Source organism: Candidatus Dechloromonas phosphoritropha (assembly GCA_016722705.1).
GTDB classification, from domain to species: Bacteria; Pseudomonadota; Gammaproteobacteria; order Burkholderiales; family Rhodocyclaceae; genus Azonexus; species Azonexus phosphoritrophus.
In genome coordinates this window covers 1860020-1879629 of sequence record JADKGN010000004.1, presented here as the reverse complement: position 1 = coordinate 1879629, position 19610 = coordinate 1860020, and the positions used below count along the sequence as shown (strand labels likewise).

At 59.6% G+C, this 19610-nt stretch carries 19 protein-coding genes and 1 pseudogene; 15 read left to right on the top strand and 5 right to left on the bottom strand.

Annotation, left to right across the window (positions count from 1 at the left end; translation table 11 throughout):
* Positions 1-51: 51 nt before the first annotated feature.
* Entirely contained in the window at positions 52-1407 is a 1356-nt protein-coding gene (locus tag IPP03_14845) for an IS1182 family transposase (GenBank protein MBL0353861.1), read from the top strand.
* A 181-nt stretch (positions 1408-1588) separates the two neighbouring features.
* Here IPP03_14845 and IPP03_14840 read toward each other — a convergent pair whose 3' ends face one another.
* Positions 1589-2665: an AraC family transcriptional regulator gene (locus IPP03_14840; protein MBL0353860.1), complete on the bottom strand. Its 1077-nt coding sequence runs from the start codon at positions 2663-2665 to the stop codon at positions 1589-1591.
* Positions 2666-2801: 136 nt separating this feature from the next.
* Here IPP03_14840 and IPP03_14835 point away from each other — a divergent pair, with 136 nt between their 5' ends.
* The 7 genes from IPP03_14835 to IPP03_14805 all read left to right on the top strand — a co-directional run bounded on the left by IPP03_14835 (position 2802) and on the right by IPP03_14805 (position 7363).
* On the top strand, positions 2802-3305 hold the full coding sequence (locus IPP03_14835) for a hypothetical protein (protein ID MBL0353859.1): 504 nt from the start codon (positions 2802-2804) through the stop codon (positions 3303-3305).
* Positions 3306-3410: 105 nt separating this feature from the next.
* Positions 3411-4211: a hypothetical protein gene (locus IPP03_14830; protein MBL0353858.1), complete on the top strand. Its 801-nt coding sequence runs from the start codon at positions 3411-3413 to the stop codon at positions 4209-4211.
* Between the two features lie 28 nt (positions 4212-4239).
* Entirely contained in the window at positions 4240-5250 is a 1011-nt protein-coding gene (locus tag IPP03_14825) for a phospholipase (GenBank protein ID MBL0353857.1), read from the top strand.
* A gap of 143 nt (positions 5251-5393) precedes the next feature.
* On the top strand, positions 5394-5600 hold the full coding sequence (locus IPP03_14820) for a hypothetical protein (GenBank protein MBL0353856.1): 207 nt from the start codon (positions 5394-5396) through the stop codon (positions 5598-5600).
* A gap of 165 nt (positions 5601-5765) precedes the next feature.
* Positions 5766-6209 (top strand): glycine zipper 2TM domain-containing protein, encoded by a 444-nt coding sequence (locus IPP03_14815; protein ID MBL0353855.1) that lies wholly within the window; start codon positions 5766-5768, stop codon positions 6207-6209.
* Between the two features lie 70 nt (positions 6210-6279).
* Positions 6280-6687 carry a hypothetical protein gene (locus IPP03_14810; protein ID MBL0353854.1) on the top strand — a complete coding sequence of 136 codons (408 nt, stop codon included), beginning with the start codon at positions 6280-6282 and terminating at the stop codon, positions 6685-6687.
* Between the two features lie 79 nt (positions 6688-6766).
* Positions 6767-7363 carry a hypothetical protein gene (locus IPP03_14805; protein ID MBL0353853.1) on the top strand — a complete coding sequence of 199 codons (597 nt, stop codon included), beginning with the start codon at positions 6767-6769 and terminating at the stop codon, positions 7361-7363.
* 93 nt (positions 7364-7456) lie between these two features.
* Here the strand turns inward: IPP03_14805 and IPP03_14800 are convergent, their stop codons facing one another.
* The 4 genes and pseudogenes from IPP03_14800 to IPP03_14785 all read right to left on the bottom strand — a co-directional run bounded on the left by IPP03_14800 (position 7457) and on the right by IPP03_14785 (position 12133).
* On the bottom strand, positions 7457-8227 hold the full coding sequence (locus IPP03_14800) for a DUF3025 domain-containing protein (GenBank protein ID MBL0353852.1): 771 nt from the start codon (positions 8225-8227) through the stop codon (positions 7457-7459).
* 19 nt (positions 8228-8246) lie between these two features.
* Entirely contained in the window at positions 8247-9278 is a 1032-nt protein-coding gene (gene pyrC / locus IPP03_14795; GenBank protein ID MBL0353851.1) for a dihydroorotase, read from the bottom strand.
* Between the two features lie 686 nt (positions 9279-9964).
* Entirely contained in the window at positions 9965-10369 is a 405-nt protein-coding gene (locus IPP03_14790) for an HNH endonuclease (GenBank protein MBL0353850.1), read from the bottom strand.
* A gap of 371 nt (positions 10370-10740) precedes the next feature.
* Positions 10741-12133: pseudogene (locus IPP03_14785) on the bottom strand (IS1380 family transposase).
* A gap of 477 nt (positions 12134-12610) precedes the next feature.
* Between IPP03_14785 and IPP03_14780 the strand changes: the two are divergent.
* From IPP03_14780 to IPP03_14750, 7 genes are all read left to right on the top strand, one after another.
* Positions 12611-14056: an integrase family protein gene (locus tag IPP03_14780; protein ID MBL0353849.1), complete on the top strand. Its 1446-nt coding sequence runs from the start codon at positions 12611-12613 to the stop codon at positions 14054-14056.
* 33 nt (positions 14057-14089) lie between these two features.
* Positions 14090-14416: a type II toxin-antitoxin system RelE/ParE family toxin gene (locus tag IPP03_14775; protein ID MBL0353848.1), complete on the top strand. Its 327-nt coding sequence runs from the start codon at positions 14090-14092 to the stop codon at positions 14414-14416.
* The gene (locus tag IPP03_14770) at positions 14409-14717 is read left to right on the top strand and encodes a helix-turn-helix transcriptional regulator (GenBank protein MBL0353847.1); all 309 of its coding nucleotides are present in this window, start codon (positions 14409-14411) and stop codon (positions 14715-14717) included. Before IPP03_14775 ends, IPP03_14770 begins: the two co-directional genes overlap by 8 nt.
* Before the next feature lie 145 nt (positions 14718-14862).
* Positions 14863-15579, top strand: coding sequence for a hypothetical protein (locus tag IPP03_14765; protein ID MBL0353846.1), 717 nt, complete (start codon positions 14863-14865; stop codon positions 15577-15579).
* Between the two features lie 362 nt (positions 15580-15941).
* On the top strand, positions 15942-16190 hold the full coding sequence (locus IPP03_14760; protein ID MBL0353845.1) for a hypothetical protein: 249 nt from the start codon (positions 15942-15944) through the stop codon (positions 16188-16190).
* Entirely contained in the window at positions 16183-18939 is a 2757-nt protein-coding gene (locus IPP03_14755) for a DUF927 domain-containing protein (protein MBL0353844.1), read from the top strand. Before IPP03_14760 ends, IPP03_14755 begins: the two co-directional genes overlap by 8 nt.
* Positions 18929-19594, top strand: coding sequence for a hypothetical protein (locus IPP03_14750; protein MBL0353843.1), 666 nt, complete (start codon positions 18929-18931; stop codon positions 19592-19594). Before IPP03_14755 ends, IPP03_14750 begins: the two co-directional genes overlap by 11 nt.
* The last annotated feature ends 16 nt before the right edge of the window (positions 19595-19610 follow it).

Here is a 19610-nt window from a genome sequence, read left to right as displayed (position 1 = left end):
CTTAACCAGAAATATGATATGATCATATCCACTATTTCAACGGGCACGGTAATGGCCTTTCAACCGATAGATCGAGATACGGACTACCTACTCCCACCTTCGGTGCAGGATTGGTTACCCAAGGCGCACTTGGCACGGTACGTTGTGGATGTGGTCGAAGGGCTGGACCTCTCGGCGCTGGAGCGGGCCTATGCGGGCAGAGGCAGTGAGGCCTACCCTCCGGCGACGCTGCTGTCGTTGCTGATCTACGGTTACGCCACGGGCACGTTCTCCAGTCGCAAGATCGAACGGGCAACGTACGACTCGCTGGCGTTCCGGTACATTGCCTGCAACCGGCATCCGGATCACGACACCCTGGCGACGTTCAGGACGCGCTTTGGCCAGGAATTTGAATCGGCGTTTGTTCAAGTGCTACAGGTGGCCCGAGAGAACCAACTCTCGCGCTTTGGCACGGTAAGCCTGGATGGCACCAAGATTCACGCCAATGCTAGCCGGCACAGCGCCTTGTCGTACGGGCATTGCGAGAAGATCGAAGCCCATCTGAAGGCCGAAGTGCAGGAACTGTTAGCGCTGGCCGCAGCGGCCGACCAGTCGGTCGTGCCGGACGGGGTCAGCATTCCCGAGGAGATCACCCGCCGGGAAGATCGCTTGGCCGCGATTGCGGCGGCCAAGGTCAAGATCGAAGCGCGAGCCCAGGAGCGGTTCGCGGGGGAACAGGCCGAGTACGAGGCCAAGATGTCGGCTCGTGTGGCCAAGGAAGCAAAGACGGGCAAGAAGCCCCGTGGCAAGGAGCCGGAGCCTCCCGAGCCGGGCCCGCGAGCCAACGACCCGATCAACCTGACCGACGAAGAATCGCGGATCATGAAGGTGGCTGGTGGCGGCTTTGAGCAGTGCTATAACGCGCAGGCGGTCGTTGACACCGAATCGATGCTCATCCTCGCCACGCATGTTACTCAAGCCACGAACGACAAAGAACAGGTTGAGCCCATGCTGGCGAAAGTTCAGGCTAACCCCGAAGGGCTAAATCAGCCCAAGACCTGGCTGGCCGACACCGGCTATTACAGCGCGAAGAACGTCGCGGCGTGTCTCGCCGCCAACAGTGAGCCGCTGATTGCCGTCCAGCGCGACGAGCACCATCCGGACTGGCGGGAACGTTTTACCGAGCCGCTGCTGCTGGCGGGCGACGCCTCGCCGGTCGAGATCATGAAACACACGCTCAAGACACGAACGGGGCGTGCCGCCTATGCGCTACGCAAACAGACGGTTGACCCGGTGTTCGGCATCATCAAGTCGGTGATGGGCTTGCGCCAGTTTCTGCTCCGCGGTCTTTCTAACGTCAAGAACGAATGGACGCTGGTTTGCCTCGCGTGGAATTTGAAGCGCATGGCCGTATTGCGTCCGCAGTGAGAAAATAGAACAGGAGCATTGCAATTCCATGAAAAAACAACCCGATTTCGCCCCAAAAGGTGTCAATTCGTCCCGGATTATGAAATCGCGCCATCGGTCGAACTCAAGCCCGACAGGCTGCTAGGGTATCAAGCATCACATTTGCTTGACATATCGCGACACCGCGGCGTAACGGTTGCGGTCAACTGCTTGCGCGGCCGGTATTCCGGGCATGCGTCCGGCGCCACTCGCTGGGCACCACGCCGCGCCAGCCGCGAAAAGCGCGGGTGAATACGCCAGCCTCGGCATAGTCGAGCACCGACGCAATCTCGCCCAGCGTCATATCGGTATCGAGCATCAGGCGCTCGGCCAGGGCACACGACTCCTCCTGGGAAATCTGGTGGTAAGTCGTTCCCTGGCGCTCGAGTTTGCGGTTGATGCGTCGACGATTCATCGCGAACATGGCAGCGACCTCGTCGAGCGTGCAGCGGCGAACCGCCACCAGGCCGCGGACGACGCGGCGAACCTGGTCGGCAAAATCCAGATCGCTCTGCCTGTCGACCGTCTTCAGTCGTTCCGAGAGCAAGGCATACATTTCGTGATCAGCGCCGGCAATCCGCCGCCTGAGGTTTCCGGCGGGAAAGATCAGCACGGCGCGATCGGCGGCGAAGTCCGGCGAACAGCCCAAGACCTCTTCGTACGGGCGCACATCGCGCGGCCGGTGGCGCGGCAGCAGAACTTTCCGCGGATTCCACTGCGGACCGCACAACTGGCGCATCAGCGCCACGCCGACGGCGATGGCCACGTCATAGATCTGGTCGGCTCCGGGAACCGCTGTATCGAACAAGGCGTAGCCGAGCGACGCTTCCCTGCCGGCGACCGTCCGGGTAACCAGCGCGCCGCGGTCATGCAGATGAAATTGCTGATGAATATGGGCAATCGCCGTCCCGACGTCGGCGCAGTGCTGCATGACCTCACTGAGCAGGCCGAACGGATTGCCGACGGCGCCGGCACCCAGCAGCAGGCCGAAGTGCGCGCAACCGGTCGCCACCACGCAGCGCTCGAGCAAGTCTCCGACCGCGGGAAACGAAATCGTGTTTTCGGGATTCGCGAACAGCCCGGCGGAGATACCGGCAGGGGCAAAAACCCGTTCCGGGTCGGCGCCCAGTTCGCCGATCATCCGGGCGATATGCATGATCGGCTGGACACGCAGGCAGCCACCCTCAACGTTGCCGAAGCTTCTAGCTTCCGACGAATTCGCGGCACAAGTCACGGACATCAGGAGATCCAAAACAATTACGTCGTAAATTATCAAGCAAGGCGAAGAATTTTGGAAGAGAATCATGTGGCGCCGTGATGGTCGCGCCGGGATCCTTGATTTTGCGCGCCAGGGAGCGCGTGCACGCAAGGCATCAATGCCGGAATTCATCGGTGAGAGGACATCCGTGGAGGCCATGAACATCGCTGAACAGGCTTTTTTCGCTCTGGATTTCAAGTACGGCAAGCAGATCATTGCCGCCCTGCTGCCGATGTGCCTGACCGTCATTTTTCACGGCGCCGGCATTGAGATGGTGCATCGCTTCTTCAGGCGCTTTGGGCGACCCGTCATGCACGGAGCGCACCGGTCCGCGCGCACCGCAGTCATCATCAGCGTGGTCGCCATCCTGCTCATAACGCATTTTGGCGGCGTCGCCATCTGGGCCACCTTCTATTACTTGAGTGACCTGATCAAGGACATATCGCATGCGATGAACTACTCGTTCAACTCCTACACGACCATGGGCGCCAGCGCCATCGTTCTTCCCAAAGGCTGGATCGGCTTCGGAAACTTCGAGGCGATGACGGGCATGCTGATGTTCGGATGGTCGACTGCGGTCCTCGCCGACATCATCGGGAGACTTCATAATATCGATGACTGACATCAGGAAATATCTCGTGGCGCCCGCTCACTCCAGGGAATGGAGATTCGAACGAAAGCCGCGCATCGGAATTCAAATCACCTTGATTCGCGAGGAGCAGAAATAATGTCAAAGGCCAGACCAACCATCGGTAACAATGGACAAGCACTTCCCCTCCTGCCGCCGGAGCGTGATCCGCGGCTGTGGACGCGGCTCGTCCGGGTCATGTTCTTCACGCCCGGCTTCGTCGCCTTGCTCCTGATAAAGGCCGGCGAACCGGCGGCCTTCGGCGTCACGGTCGAACTGCTGATGCTGTCGTGCGCCACCGCCGTCGTCGGCGGATTGTTCATCGCCTCGCAGTCATCGGGCGCCGGGGCCGATTCGGCCTCCGAGGTCAGCCTGTGGTCCGGCGCCCTGATCATCGAATTCCTATCGGTCGTTCCCTTCCTCTGCGCATTGCCACCGCTATTCCACCAGCTGGCAAACAGCACCCTGCTGCACAGCAAGGCTCTGGACGCCGTCGACCTCAGTCTTGGCGCCTCCGAACTCATCCCGGCCGCCGCCATCCTGCCATTCATGCTCTACCAGCTTTCGGGATTCGGGACCCTGGGCTACATCGTGTCGAGAACGACCAACTGGGTGCTCAACATTGTCATTTTCGCGACGATCATCGTCGCCTATATCGCCAACCGCACCGCCAATTTTTCCGCCGAGAAAGCCCTCGATGGCTTCCTGGTCGCACTTCTGACACTCGTGGTCTTCTACGGCGTGCTCAAACTCAAGCGCCTGCAGGCTGTCCATGACGCGCACGCACCCGCCAAGCAGCCCAAGGAAGCAAAGGAGCCCAAGGAAGCAAAGGAGCCCAAGGAAGCAAAGGAGCCCAAGGCTGCGGAAGCGCACGCCCCGGAAACCCCGCAATCAACCTGAACAAACAACAACATTCAACGGAGGTTTCATGTCGTCACGCTCGCTGATCGTGATGCCCGACGATACGGGCAAGCCGCTTGTGGACGCCATCGACGGCGCCCTGAAGTCGATTCGCATCAAGATGTTCCTGTTTTCCGACCCGTCGCTGCTTGCCGCGGTGATCGCCGCCCACCAGCGCGGGGTCAAGGTTCGTGTCATGCTCAATCCCGCCCGTCGCGGCGGCGAACCCGAAAACGAGGCGACGCGCAAGGCGCTCGAAGAGGTCGGCATCGAAATAACCGATACCAATCCGGCAATCGACCTGACCCACGAAAAATCAATGGTTGTCGACGATGATACCGCCTTCATCCAGTCGCTTAACTGGGAGACCAGGAACCTCACGGTAACGCGCGACTACGCGGTGGTCACCTCGCACCGCCACGAGGTATGCGAAGTCAGCGCCTGCTTCGATGCCGACTGGGAGCGCAGGGAATTCGATCCGGGCCCGGACTGCCACCTGATCTGGTGCAACATCAATGGGCGCAACCGGGTGGCCCATTTCATCGACCAGGCGACCGAGTCGCTGTTCCTGCAGAACGAGCGTTACCAGGATGAGGTAATCATCGAGCGCTTGGTGCGCGCGGCGACGCGTGGGGTCAAGATCCACATCCTGGCGCGACCGGCGCACAACTTGAAAAAGGGCAAGCTGGTCGAGGGCGTCGAGGGCCTGCGCATTCTCCAGGACCTCGGCGCCAAGGTGCACAAGCTCAAGGGATTGAAACTGCACGCCAAGATGATGTTGGCCGACGGCGCGCGCGCCCTGATCGGCTCGATCAACTTGGCGCCCGGCAGTTTCGACAGCCGGCGCGAACTGGCGATCGTCGTCCATGACGAGGCGGTGGTGAAACGGCTCGAACAGGTCGTCCATCACGACTGGTCGCATTCGGTTTCTCTGGATCTCTCCGACGAAGGCCTGCTCGCCGACCTCGCCGAGATCGCGGAGGACGCCGCCGCCGAACTTGCCCTCGATATTCATCACAAGAACCACCATCATCAGTGAAGCCGGGGCACGGGTACGGCCCGGCATTTCCAACTCACAATGGAGATCGAGTCGTGAAGACTTCCGTCCTGTCCGCCGCAACCCTGCTCGCCACCCCGGCCGTTGCCGGGTGCGCCACGCCGCCGGTGTAGATCCTCGACAGCATGCAGCCGACGGCTGTCAATACCACCCTGCAGCGCGGGCGCTTCGAACTCAACTGTCCGGGTGCTCAGGAGGCCGCGCTGCTGTCCCGGAAACTGATGCAGCCAGCCATCGAAACGTTACGTTTCCACGGCATCCAGCGCGGTTCGTTCACCATCGGCATCAGCGGCTGTGGCCAGCGCAAGACTTATCAGATCATCTGCCCTTAGGGCGGAGATGGCTGTTTCTCGGCCGATACGCTGGGAAATCTCCGTTAGGCGCACGAGTCCTGAGCCTTGCGGAAGCAAAAAGTTGATACCATGGGCAACGCGCACCTCCGGACACCTCCGGACCGCAGTCGCAAATATCCATTAATTCCTCTCAAGGAGCACAACATGAACCAGAGAATCTCATCCTATATTTCCGCCATGGCACTTGCGCTGACCCTTGCCGCCTGCGCGGCGCCGGGCGGAGGGCCGGGCGAAATGGAGATTCGCAGCGGAACCATCGAGCAGATCGCGCCGGTTCAAATCCAGAGCAATCAGCATACCGGCGTCGGCGCCGTGGTCGGCGGCCTGGCCGGTCTCGGCATCGGCAGCCTGATCGGCGCTGGCACCGGACGCGATGTCGCCATGGTTATCGGCGCGGTCGGCGGCGCGGTCGCCGGCCACAAGGTGCAGCAGAAGTATGAGAAGCCGGTCATGGGCCAGCAAATCATTGTCCGGACCAACTCGGGCGTCCTGGTCTCGGTGACCCAGCCGACCAACCCCGACCTGCGTCAGGGCCAGAAGGTCTACGTCGAGGGCAGCGGCGAAGACGCACGCGTCGTTCTGCGCTGAGCCATCTGAATGACCGGTTGCGGGCGCAAAAATGGCGCCTGCAACCGGTCGACCACAACAAGGATGCACCATGCCCTTTTTTGACCGCGCCGCCTGGCGCATCGCCAGCGCTCGGGAATGCCGCCACCACCTTACTGCGTTCAGCATCGCGTTGTCGCTCGGAGTTGCCGGCTGTGCTCCCGACGCCATCCGCCCCGAACGCCCTTACGACGCCTTTCTTAACCGTGTGCAGAACAATTGCGGAGAGCTCCCACTAGGACTGGACGTGATTGACACGCGAGTTCGTCAGCAGGATCCCTACTTCCTTGACCTGACCTCACGCTACTTCAATGGGCTAGTCTCGCGGCAGAATTTCGTCGAAGGACTGGAGAGCTTCTATAACGCCCCACCCGACTCGCCGAGCATTCGCTGTATTCTCCAGCAGATGCCAGCGCCAGGGTCGCCGCCCCCACTGTCCGTTCCGCCGATCATCCGGTAGCGATCCGCGGCGCGCGGCCATCCCTCCGACTTTCGTTTTTCCCGCCACATCGGCACCATCCAACCCCTGGAGATCACTCATGAAAACTGTAATAAATGCCACCCTGCTTGCCCTGACTCTTGCGTTCGGTTCTGCCTACGCCGCCGACGCCAAGCCCATCACCTCCGATACCGGCACGCCGGGAATGATCGCCGGCGACGTCGCCAACGCCGAAGCCGAAGTTATCGGGATCGACAAGAAGACGCGCACGGCGACGCTCAAGGGCGCGGATGGCAACGTCTTCGACGTCGTTGTCGGCAAGGAGGCCAAGAACTTCAAGCAGGTCAAGGTCGGCGACCGCGTGATCGCCGAGCACATGGAAGTGCTCACCATGGAACTGAAGAAGGGCGGCGGCGTGCGCGAAACGGTCGAGCGGGATATCAACGAAACGGCAAAGCCGGGCCAGAAGCCGGGTGCGATCAGGGGACGCGAGGTCAACTTCGTGGCAGACGTCCAATCTGTCGATGCCAAGGCCAGCACGGTCACGATCCTGGGCGCCAAGGGCCGGACTTTCAAGCTGCATGTCAAGGATCCGAAGGTCATGGCCGAGGTCAAGGCAGGCGACCAGGTCAAGGGCACCTATGTCGCGGCAACGAGTATTGTCGTTGTCGCGCCCAAGGCCAAGGTCGCGAAGTAAGTCACTGCCGCATCGATAAAAGGCTGCCCGAAACGGCGGCCTTTTTTGTTTCACCGCTACTGCCGATCACGGCATCGCTTGCGGATTTGCACATCAGGCGCGCCGCCCCGACCGGAACTGCCAGTGATCGTCGTAGTAGGACGCAACCTCGCTGTCCGGATTGACGCCGGGAATGCCCAGCACCGGCAAGGGCTGGAAGTCACGCGGCCGGGTATAGCAGCCATTAGCGAAATCTGCCGCCAGCAGGGCGTCGACCGCGGCAGCCTGTTCGGCGACGGGCATGCCCGGCCAGCCGTCATCAACCTCGTGCAGGATCGCCTTGGCCGTCAAGCCGCGAAAAGGGTTGAGCAGGCTTTCGTAGGTGGCATGGCCAAAGACGACGAAACGCATGGCACGCATTACTTCCGCCCGCCGCTCGACGAACAGCGGCTTCCACTTGAAGTCGCGCAATAGGGCCAGCAGTTCGGGTTTGCTCGACAGCACGACGATCCCGCACTCGTCGAAATGGGTCAGCGCGTCGCGTGTGCTGCCCCGCGCCGTGCCGGCCGGCGCCATCGCCTGCGCGTGACGCGCGCTGATGGCCAGTTTGGTCTGCGGAAAAGTCAGCCAGACCAGTGCATTGAAGAAATCATGCCAGTTGCTGGGCCGCGTCGCGACCTCGCCGGTATCCAGGATGCGACATTCATAGACGAGACCATCCGCCCGCGGCGGAACAAAGCGGATGCGCCCACCACCGGGCACAAGGATCGGAAACCGCTCGCCCAGCGCGGCGGCCGCCACTGTATCTGGGCCCGGCGGCAACTGGTCAAGCCAGCGACGCAACGGTTCGTAGAGCGGCGATGCGTATGGGGCCGGAGTAATCACCGGGCAAGCCGGCGCCGGCTCAGCGCATCTTCCAGGACAGCGTTTCGCCGGCCCTCAAGGGGACGATCGTGTCGTCACCGATGTAAGGGTATGCGGCGGGCACCGTCCACTTTTCCTTGACCAGCATCACCGTGCCGCTGTTACGCGGCAGGTCGTACCAGTCCGGGCCATGGAAACTGGCAAAGGCTTCCAGTCTGTCGAGCGCCCCGGCCTGCTCGAAGGCCTCGGCGTACAGTTCGAGCGCGGCGTAGGCCGTGTAACAGCCGGCGCAACCGCAGGCGGATTCCTTGGTCAACTTCGCGTGCGGCGCCGAATCGGTGCCGAGGAAGAACTTGGGATTGCCGGAAATCGCCGCGGCGACCAGCGCTTCGCGGTGCGTCTCGCGCTTGAGGACTGGCAGGCAGTACCAGTGCGGACGAAGGCCACCGAGGAAGATAGCGCTACGGTTGTAGAGCAGGTGGTGGGCCGTAATCGTGGCCGCCACGGTCGACGGCGAATTTTGCACAAATTCCGCAGCGTCACGGGTCGTGATGTGCTCCATGACCACCCTGAGTTTCGGGAAGCGTTGCGTCAGCGGCAGCAGGACGGTGTCGATGAAGGCCTTTTCGCGGTCGAACAAATCGATCACCGGATCGGTCACCTCGCCATGCACGAGCAACGGCAGGTCGATCCGTTCCATTTCGGCCAGCGTATCGTACGCCTTGGCGATATCGGTCAGGCCCGCATCGGAGTTGGTCGTCGCCCCCGCCGGATAGAGTTTCACCGCCTTGACGAAACCGGAAGCGGCGGCCCTGGCAACCTGCGCCGGCGGGGTGTTGTCGGTCAGATACAACGTCATCAGCGGCTCGAAACTGGCGCCGGCTGGTAAGGCGGCGACGATGCGGCTACGGTAGGCGGCAGCCTGGTCGACGGTCGTCACCGACGGCTTCAGGTTGGGCATGACGATGGCGCGGGCGAACTGGGCGGCGGTGTGAGCCAGCACGGCAGCCAGCGCTTCGCCGTCGCGCAGGTGCAGGTGCCAGTCGTCGGGGCGGGTCAGTGTAATCTGCATGGTCTGTCTCCGATCAGTTTCGGCAATTCTACCAAGGTGCTCGAATACCACGCTGCAATTGCTGAAAGACTGGCATCGATGCCGCAGGGTCGGTCGGGAATTGGTATCGCGAGCACGATGGAGCCAATGCGCCCGAGGTCGTTGCAAGACCTGAAAGGAAGGTCTGGTGGTTCGAGCGCTTGCTGGGAAGGGCCTGATGCATGTGCTTCCCGCATCCATGCTGGCATGGCGCGGATTGCGCCCGATCCGCGCGTTTCGCGGCCGGTTCCGGGAAATGCGGCCGCCTGAATCAGGTCGGGCAGTGACCTACGGCTAAAAGAGTGCTGTCAATAATGAGCTAGCCCCTGACCAAGGCTTAAGTCAGGTCGAGATGGCGGCCTGATCGGCGAGTTCTCTGTTGCGATTTGCCTCAGCTTCTGCTGGCGGGATATATGGTGCTTATTCGGAGACCCCGCCCCTCGGCAAAATCAAGAGCAAGGCCGGAACGAGCCGAGCATTTCCGCAAGCTGCGGAGCCTGGCCCTTGACCTTCGAAAGCGTGGCTATTCATACCGGGAAATTGCCAAGCGCACCGGCTTGAGCCGGAGCGCCACCCACAATTACGCCCGCAAGGTCAAAATTGCCGAACTGCAAGGGAGCGCTTGGCTGGGATTGAGTGAGGTCCGCCCGAAGGAATGGAAAAAGCTCCTAATGGCCCAAACCAGTGGCCCCTTTATGCATCGGCTCCAAACCCTCACATCCTGACGAAGAAATCCTAGCCGGGTGCCAACCGCCCTTGGCCATAAGCTTGGCCACCATGAGGCGATACTTTTCTGGCGATAGGTCGGTGGACCGCGCATGCCTCTTAGAATTGCACCAATAACAGGCCGCTACAATATTCGAAGAAGATACACCACCACCATTTTTGTGGGGTGTTAGATGCTCACCGTTACATTGGAGCCACTTCGCTTGCTTGGCTGATATTCGATGCGCCTGAGTGAACTGTTGAATATCACGCTGGCACATTGGCTGGCCGCAGTAGAAGCAGCGGCCATTCTGCCTGTCAAAGGCAACTGCACGTGGTTTGATAAGAGATTTTCGACGCAAGGCCATGTGAGAAACTCCTGAGGTTAAGGAATAACCCACGCCTGACATTACGTCACGCTAATGGCACTGACCCGAAGCACTCGAGGCAGCCAAACCAGCATCAGCGAATTACTCGCCGTGACCGAGGTCTCTATGCAAGATGACCTAACCCGGATGTTTCATAAACCCGCCGCGCGATGTCAATGTCGTGCCATTCCAGCCGTGATGCGAGTCAGCTTGCTGCGAATTTTGCTGGCAACCCGCCACGATCGGCCAAATACCCCAACTTTTGGGCATCACACCCTGCCGCCATCGATCCCTGGACAGAGCGCTGGCGAGACCTCACCTCCGCTCAAGCGGATTCGAGTCGGCAGCATGAGACGGCGTCGCCGAGTCGATCAGGCCGGCGCCGGCGGGCGCGGGACGAGGTAAAGCAACTCGGTCACCCGCGCCAGCACCCCCTTCATCGGACACGACGTAGGCAAGGACAGCTTGATCCGATCCTTGTACTGCACCACGCGCACCGCCAACTTAAAGAGTTTCAGGATAATCGACAGCGGTTGCGCCTTGGCCAGTTCCGTATGCACCAGCGTGTTCTCGCGCAAGCCGTGAATCAACCCATACGCCGCACACGAATAGAACAGCCGCAGGTGATTGGCGAGGAAGGCATGATCGGAGGTCCGGTCACTGGCCAAGTCGTTCTTCACCGCCTTGATGAAGTTCTCGTCCTGCCCTCGAGCACAGTACAGCTCTTTGTAAAGCACATCAGGCGTCGGGTCGGACAGCGAGGTCACCACGTACCGCGGGTTGTCACCCAAGGCCATCACCTCGGCCTTGACCACCACGCGGTAAGCCTTGGGCCACGAGCCCGCCTGATACTCGATATCGTCGTACAGTCGTGTCGCCGCAGGCTCGGCGTTCCCCAGGCGCTGGGCGTTGGCGCTGTGTCTGGTGCAGCGCACGGGCTTTCTTCAGCAGCGGCTCGGCCTTGGGCGAGAGCACCTGGTTGCCGGCCAGGCCGAAGAGGAAGTCCAGATGCGGATCGGACGCGCACAAGGCCATCAGTTCGGGATTCGAGAAGTGGCCATCCCCGCGCAGAATGATGTGGGTCTCGGGCCAAGCCTGGCGGAGCAAGCGCAGCACGCGCTTGATGATGGCCGCGTTCTCCTTGCCAGTCGGGCGTTTGCCCGGACGCAGGACGGCAGTAATGAACTTCCCGGAAAGTCCTTCGAAGAGAAACAGCGGCAGGTAGCAGTGATTCCCGTAGTGGGGGTTATAGAACGCCAGTTCCTGCTGCCCGTGAGTGGCATCCTCCGAGTGATCCATATCGAGCACGATCACGGCAGGCGCCTGGGCGTAGCTGGCGATGAAGGCGTCGACGAAGCTTTTGGCCAGGCGGTAAATGTCTTTGCGCGATACGCTGTTTTCGAGCCGGGAGAGCGTGGGGCCGGAGGCCAGGTCATTTCCCTCGTCCAGCGGGGCACGACCGACCGCCAGTTTGAACAGCGGATCGCGCCGCAGCGTGTTGGCGTCATTACCGTCGGCGTAACCGCTGGCGGTCTGGAATATCCGCTGGCGGAGCAGGTCGGCCAGGGGATGGTCAATGTACGAGGCGTGGCGTTTGTCGTGAATCGCGCTGACCAGGCGGGGAATCAGGCCGATTTGCAGGTCGATGCCACGCAACAGGAGTGCGCCAAAGTCGGAGGACATCGCCCCGCCGTCAAAATCTGCCCGGATCGTAAATCCGGCGCTGGCGGGAAAGCGAAGCTGGGTTGGGATAGAATAGTCCATAGGCGGTCTCGTTTAGGCTTCTTACAAAGCGTTATTGGCGTAACCCCAATTATATCAATGGGTTAAACGAGATTCGCCTGCTTTTATGAAAAATTCGGGCTAAATGCAATTTTAAGACCAAAACGCCCGAAACGCATAGGGGGGCAAACCCCCGAGGCCGCTTTTCTTTGGGGCCATTGATGAAATCCGCTTACAAAGTGCTTACGTGGATTTCAGAAAGCAAAAAGCCCCGGCTTATGACTGGGGCTAAGTGCTTGATTTTTTGGTGGCCAATCGCGGAATCGAACCACGGACACGCGGATTTTCAATCCCTGATTTATGCTATTTATTGACGTTGAGCGCCATTTTCGGAAAATTAATAATTGCAATTAATCAATGCATTAAATGTATAGCCAATAATCCGCACGTTGAAAAATGTTGATTGACATCCTATAATTTGGCTACATGGTGGCTACACAGCCAAAAAGAGGCCGGATTATGGAACGCGTAAGACTCACCCTAGTACGAATAGCAGACCTCACCTGTCCGGCAGAAAAACGGCAGTCATTCCTCTGGGATACAGAAGCGCCGGGGCTGGCCGTGCGGGTTACAGCAACTGGGGCGAAGTCGTTCATTTTCGAGAGCAAGCTAAACCGGCAAACTATCCGCATTACTCTGGGTGACGTTCGCGCCTGGATGCTCAGGTCTGTGTGGAAAGATGGCAAGGAAATTCAGCGAGGCGCACGGGAAGAGGCTAACCGCCTTAAAACGCTAATCGACCAAGGCAAAGACCCGCGCCAAGTGGCAGCCGATGAAGTGAAGGCCGTACAGGCCGAACGGGACGAGAAAGCCGCCGCCGTGCTGGAAGCTGAACAGGCAGTCCACCGCAATCAAATCACTGTTGGCGAGGTGTGGAGCGCCTACATTGAAGCCCGCCGCGCCAAGTGGAGCGAACGCCACCTATTCGACCATTACAAGCTAATGAATCCCGAGCGCACCAAGGGCGAAGGCGAGACAGCCCGCACCCTGACCGCTGGCGTGCTTGCCTCTCTGTCACCGCTGCCACTCTCGGGCCTTACTTCTGAGCGCGTGATTTCATGGTTGGAAGTTGAAACCCCGAAACGAGGGACACAAGCCGCCTTAGCATTTCGGTTGCTTCGGGCCTTCGTCAATTGGTGCGAAACCAAGCCAAGGGAAAGCGAAACGGATTATCGAGGCATTGCCGACCCGCTGGCCTGCGCCAAATCAGTAAGCAAGGAGCGCGTTAAATCAGGGACAGCCAAAAAAGACAGTTTGCAACGTGAGCAGCTTCGCCTCTGGTTTGAGGCTGTGCAACTCATTCCGAACCCGACCATTGCTGCCTATCTGCAAGGACTGCTAATCACTGGAGCGCGTCGTAATGAACTGACCGCTCTGCGCTGGCAGGATGTGGATTTTCAGTGGAACAGCCTAACCATACGCGACAAGGTGGAAGGTGAGCGCACCATCCCATTAACACCATACCTTTCCAGTCTGTTACGTGACCTTTATCGACGAAACGAAACCGCCCCCACCGTTCGCCGCCTCAAAACATTGAAGGGGCATGGTAGGGAGTGGGAGCCTTCGCCTTGGGTATTCAGTAGCCCAACATCTGCAACGGGGCGCCTTGAAGAGCCGAGCATTGCCCACCGCAAGGCAATCGCCGCCGCTGGCCTGCCTGCACTCTCCCTGCACGGCCTGCGCCGCTCTTTTGGCAGTCTTTCCGAATGGTGCGAGGTGCCGGTAGGCGTGGTGGCTCAAATCATGGGACACAAGCCAAGCGCAACGGCTGAAAAGCATTACCGCGAGCGTCCGCTTGATTTGCTTCGCATGTGGCACACCAGAATTGAAACGTGGATTCTTGAGCAGGCAGGCATTGAACAGCCGAGCGAAGAAGCCAAGCCGGGATTGAAGGTGGTTGCCTGATTGCAATTTAATAGCACGTGAGCTATATTCACTATGGAATACACCCTTGAGTTTTACAGCGAATCTGTTCAAGTAGAAATTCTTGCTTGGCCGGATGGCATCCAAGCCAGTTTCACCCGGATTGCAGAACGGATGGCGGAGTATGGCCCCAACTTGGGCATGCCCTACACCCGGCCATTTGGAGACGGCCTGTTCGAGGTTCGCGCCAAGGGTAGAGAAGGAATTGGCCGTGCTTTCTTCTGCACCTTGGTGGGCCGTCGTGTCGTTATCCTGCACGGCTTCATCAAGAAGACAGAGCAGACACCAGCCAAGGAATTGAAGACCGCCCGCCAGCGATTGAAGGAGGTACAGAATGGATAAGTTCACCCCGGTAGCTTTTGACCCCAAGGCCCATGCCGCCAAGAAGCGAGAGGATAGCCCTGCGTTTCGTGATGCCTACGATGCACTGGATGATGAATTCGCCGCCCTTGCCGTACTGCTCAAAGCCAGAAAGGAAGCGGGCCTGACTCAAGCGGAAGTCGCCTCAATCATGGGTGTTTCTCAGCCCGTACTGGCACGCATTGAGTCCAGCTTGGGCAACCGTAAACATGCCCCATCTCTCTCCACACTTCGCAAATACGCCAGCGCTTGCGGTAAGCGGCTGGTCATTCAGATGCAGTAGGTGAGCGATAGCCGCCTGAATTGTTACGCGGCAGCGGGGGGCGATGTGGCGCTGCCACTCGCGTTGCATCGAATTCATTCACGTTGAAATAAATGCTGGCGGGTCAGCCAAAATACGCGCATTGAAATAATGTTCGAGGCGCGAAATGGAATACGAGCAGAAGACCGAAGGCCACCCGGAAGGTGAGCGTTGCATTGAATTAGCGGCAATGGATACGCTGATGTTTCGCCACTGGGAAGAATTGACGGGGATAGGAATCTGCAAAGGCGGGTCATATATTGTCGGCCAGTCAGGCGTCCATCCGGAACAATACAGCGACGACGATTTACGATTGCTAACCACTGAAGAGCGCCGACTCCTTCTTGAACGGGCCGATCGTCCGCCGCTGATATTCCCCTGCACGCCCGCTCAACTTCTCCAGTTTGTCGATGGCGACCTGCTGGGCGACTTTGACTTGCCGGACGATTTTCGGGCGGCAGTCGAGAAACCTGCACCGGAGGCTGCGGAGCCGACTGAGAAAGCTGCCATCCAAGCCGACAAATATCAGGAAAATTGGCCGCTCTGTACCAAGCGAGAAATAGTCGACGGGTTTCAATTGACAGGTAAGAACTGGAGCGACTATTTAAGCCGCCCCAACAAAGAGGCTGCCAAATTCAAGGAAGCGTTAAAGGAGATCGGGGGAAGGGGTGTGGGGAAAGAAGCCCGATGGAGTCCAATAATCTTTGCACGGCTTTTGGTTTCAACCGACACATTGAATGTCGGTCAAGTGAAATCCCGGTTCGTCAAAGTTGAAAACTGGAAAAAATGGGAACCTGAGATGCTTTCCGAAATCGGGGAAATCGGGGAAATCGGGGAAATTTGACCCCCGTTAAATTGGGGAAAACAGCCGGAAACCCGTACTAGCCATAGAAGTAAATCGGGATTTAAATCGGGAAAAATCACCCCGAATTCATGCTTCGCACGTCAATCACAGCCAATGAGTTTAAGACGATGCCAAGCAATATCAACACCCCAAAACTATCTACCGAAGAATTAGCCGCATTCGGTAAGGTTGTCCCTCAATCAATCAGGGCCGCCGTTTGCCGCAATGGGCATTGGATGGGCCTGCGCCCGATAAAGTTGCCAAACCGCCGCCTACTCTGGGACGCTGCCGAGGCTGCCCGCGTGTTGAATGGCGAGGTGGTCGGAGCGCCTGACACCCTGGCATCGGCATAGGGGGCGACCATGACCGACAAGAAAAAGCCGCACACGGCAGGCACCGGCACGGCCTCAAAAACTACATTCGATAGCCGCAATCATACCAAAACCGACCCGCTGACAGGCTGGTTAAATCTGGCAAAACCTTCGCGTGATCGTCAGCAAAAACGCACATGGAAGCGCAATAGTCGAGGCCGGATTGATCCGACGATGGCGGCGGATATTGTTTTGCTGGCGATAGCTGCCCTGCTGATTCTGGGGGTGATCCATGCTTAACGCTATCGGGCAGTTCCGTGATGCAATCCAATCGGCGGGACTTGTTCCACCGTCTGATATTGAACCTGATGGCAAGTTGCGCCGCTTTTCCAGCAACGGCAAGAAAGCCGACGACGCGGGCTGGTATTTGCTGCACGACGAGGGCATTCCAGCCGGGAGCTTTGGCGATTGGCGCACCGGCATCATGCAGACCTGGCGGGCCGACATAGGGCGCACCCTGACCCATGCCGAAGAAACGGCACACCGGGCCAAGGTGGAAGCCATGCGGCGCGAACGTGAAGCCGAGGAAGCCCGGCGCAAGTCGGAAGCCAAGACCAAAGCAGCAGCGATCTGGCAGACGGGCGAACCCGCCCCCGGCGATCACCCCTATCTGACCCGTAAAGGCATCAAGGCCAACGGGGCGAAGCTATACAACGATGCGCTGCTGATCCCTATGCGGGCCGATGGCGATATTCATTCGCTGCAATTCATCGGGCCAGATGGTGAAAAGCGCTTTCTCACTGGCGGACGAGTCAAGGGCTGTTACTTCAGTATTGGCAACCCCAAGGGCGCAGCGGCGTTGTGCATTGCCGAGGGCTTCGCAACCGGCGCAACGATTCACGAGACGACGGGCTACCCCGTCGCTGTGGCGTTCAATGCCGGGAACGTGGGCGCAGTTGCCAAGGCCATGCGCGACAAGTTTCCTGACCTGCCTTTGATCCTGTGCGCCGATGATGATACCAAGACCGAAGGCAACCCCGGATTAACCGCAGCAACCGAAGCGGCGCGATCCGTGGGCGGCTTGCTGACACTGCCTGACTTTGGCATGGATCGGCCAGCGGGGGCGACTGACTTCAACGACATGGCGGCACTGTGCGGGCAGGATCCGGTACGGCAGGCAATTACCGGGCTGGTTGAAGCCAATAACGAGGAATTGAAAGAAACAGAGGTATCACAGGTATCAGGGGTGCAAGCCAGTAACGACGGGCTTCCTGCTGATACCCCACAAGAAAGCGGGGAGGTATCAGAGGTATCAGGCGCAACGGAAAACCCCATTCCTGCCGAGATCGAGCGCCCGGCCTATCGTGTCTTTGATGACTGGCTGGAACACGGCGGGGCGAAGTATCGGGCCGGGGTTTGGTTTTTCAGCACCGACAAGGACGGCAACCCCGTTCAATTCTGGGTTTGCTCTCCGGTGCGTGTTGAAGCAGTGACCTTTGACGGCAGCGACAACAATTTCGGGCGGCTGCTACGTTTCAAAAACACCTTGGGCCGCTGGCGCGAATGGGCTATGCCTATGGATTTGCTCAGAGGGGCAGGCGACGACATGCGCGGCGAACTGTTGAGCATGGGCGTGGAAATCGACCCCTCACCCAAGGCGCGGAACCTGTTGGCATCCTACCTGCAAGCCAAGCCGCCAAAACGTCGGATGCGCTGCGCCCTGCAAGTCGGCTGGTGCGACGGTTCGTTTGTTCTGCCGGATGCGGTGATCGGGCCGAAGGCTTCAGGCGTGATTTTCCAGAGCGGCGAACGTGGGCACGACGAACATACGACGGGCGGCACGCTGGCAGGGTGGAAGTCCGATATAGCGGCGCTAGCTGTGGGCAACCCGCTTTTGCTGTTGGCGCTGTCGGCATCCTTTGCCGGGCCGATGCTGGCGCGATGCAACGCTGAAGGCGGTGGCGTGCATTTCGTGGGCGACTCGTCCACCGGCAAAACGACCTTGTTAGAGGCTGGTTGCTCTGTCTGGGGCGGGCCGAATTATCGGCGCAGTTGGCGAGCCACGGCGAACGGCATGGAAGGCGCGGCGTCACTGTTCAATGATTGCCTGCTGGCCCTGGATGAAATCAGCGAATGCGATCCGCGAGAGGTGGGCGCTATCGTTTATAGCCTGGGCAACGGGCGCGGCAAGCAGCGGGCCGGGCGATCCGGCAATGCACGGGCGGTTTCGCGTTGGCGCTGTTTCATCCTGTCGAGTGGCGAACGCAGCATTGCCACCACGATGCTCGAAGGCGGGCACCGGGCCAAGGCCGGGCAAGCGGTGCGGCTGCTGGATATAGCGGCGGCGCGGACGTTTGGTGCATGGGACAACCTGCACGACTTGCCGAGCGGCACGGCCTTTTCGGATGCGATCAAGCGGGCATCGGTGACTCATTACGGATACGCCGGGCGGGCCTTCCTTGAAAAGCTGACCCGAGACAATCGGGACTTTTGCGCCTTGCTGGAAAGGATCAAGGCTTTGCCGACGCTATCAGGTGAAGGTGGCGAAGGGCAGGACAAACGCGCAGCGGGCCGGTTCGCACTGTTGGCGCTGGCTGGCGAAGTAGCGACCGAGTACGGCATTGCCGGCTGGCCGGAAGGCGAAGCGATCAAAGCGGCGGCGGAAGGTTTCAGGGTATGGCGTGCGATGCGCGGCAAGGGCAACGACGAACGGCGGCAAATTCTCGAAAGGGTTTCGGGCTTCATCGAGCGGCACGGCAGCGGGCGATTCTCCGACGCTGACGCAACCAGCGAGGCACCGATACGCGACCGGTCAGGATGGTGGAAGGAAAGTAACGATTGCCGGGAATATCTCTTTACGGCGGAAGGGATGCGCGAAGCATTGAAGGGCTTTGACTTCAACCGGGCGCTGGATGTTCTACAGGAAGCCGGGGCATTGCCTGTGCCTGGCGCTGATGGCAAGCGGGCGAAGTTCTACCGGATTTTCGGACACGGAATGAAGCTGTACCCCGTTCAGGCTGAAAAGCTCGGGGGCGATCATGGCGCTTGATGACCTGCTGTTGAAACTGGAAGGCCGGGCGGCTGATACCCCTGATACCCCATGCAACCCGCTAGAGATATCAGCGAAACCCTTGCAGGATAAGGCTTGCACCCTTGATACCCCTGATACCTCACAAAATATCAGTGCGGAAGATTGGGCGCTGTTCAACGCCTGGTTGTTTCACTTCGCCGACAGTGACGATTTGCCGGTTACGTTCGCGCCTGCAGTGGATCATGCGGCGGCGCTGGCCTATTACCCTGACGCAGTTGCAGCGGAACCCTTTACCCCGACCATGCGGCAACCATCGGCACCCATGACCGCCAGCGAGGTAACGGCAATCCGCGCCTGGCTGGCACTGATCGAGGAAACCGACCCGGCGACCATTGCGGAAGTGATCGAGCAATGCCAGCGGGACTTGGATGCGCGGGACGACTTCACCGGGCGGGCAGCGGCGGAACTGCCGAAGCCTGATCCATTCTCCGATGACCGGCACACTTGTTCGCAATGCCTGAATCTACGGGGGGGAGCCTGCGCGATTGCCAAGCCCGGCGGGCTGGTATCGGCCAATCTGGGCTATCGGCCTGCGACTGCTACTTTGCAACGATGCACGGGCTATCTGCCGAACGTGACTGACACCAATCAACAACCGGGCGGCGAACGCTGACCGGGCATCTGAAAGG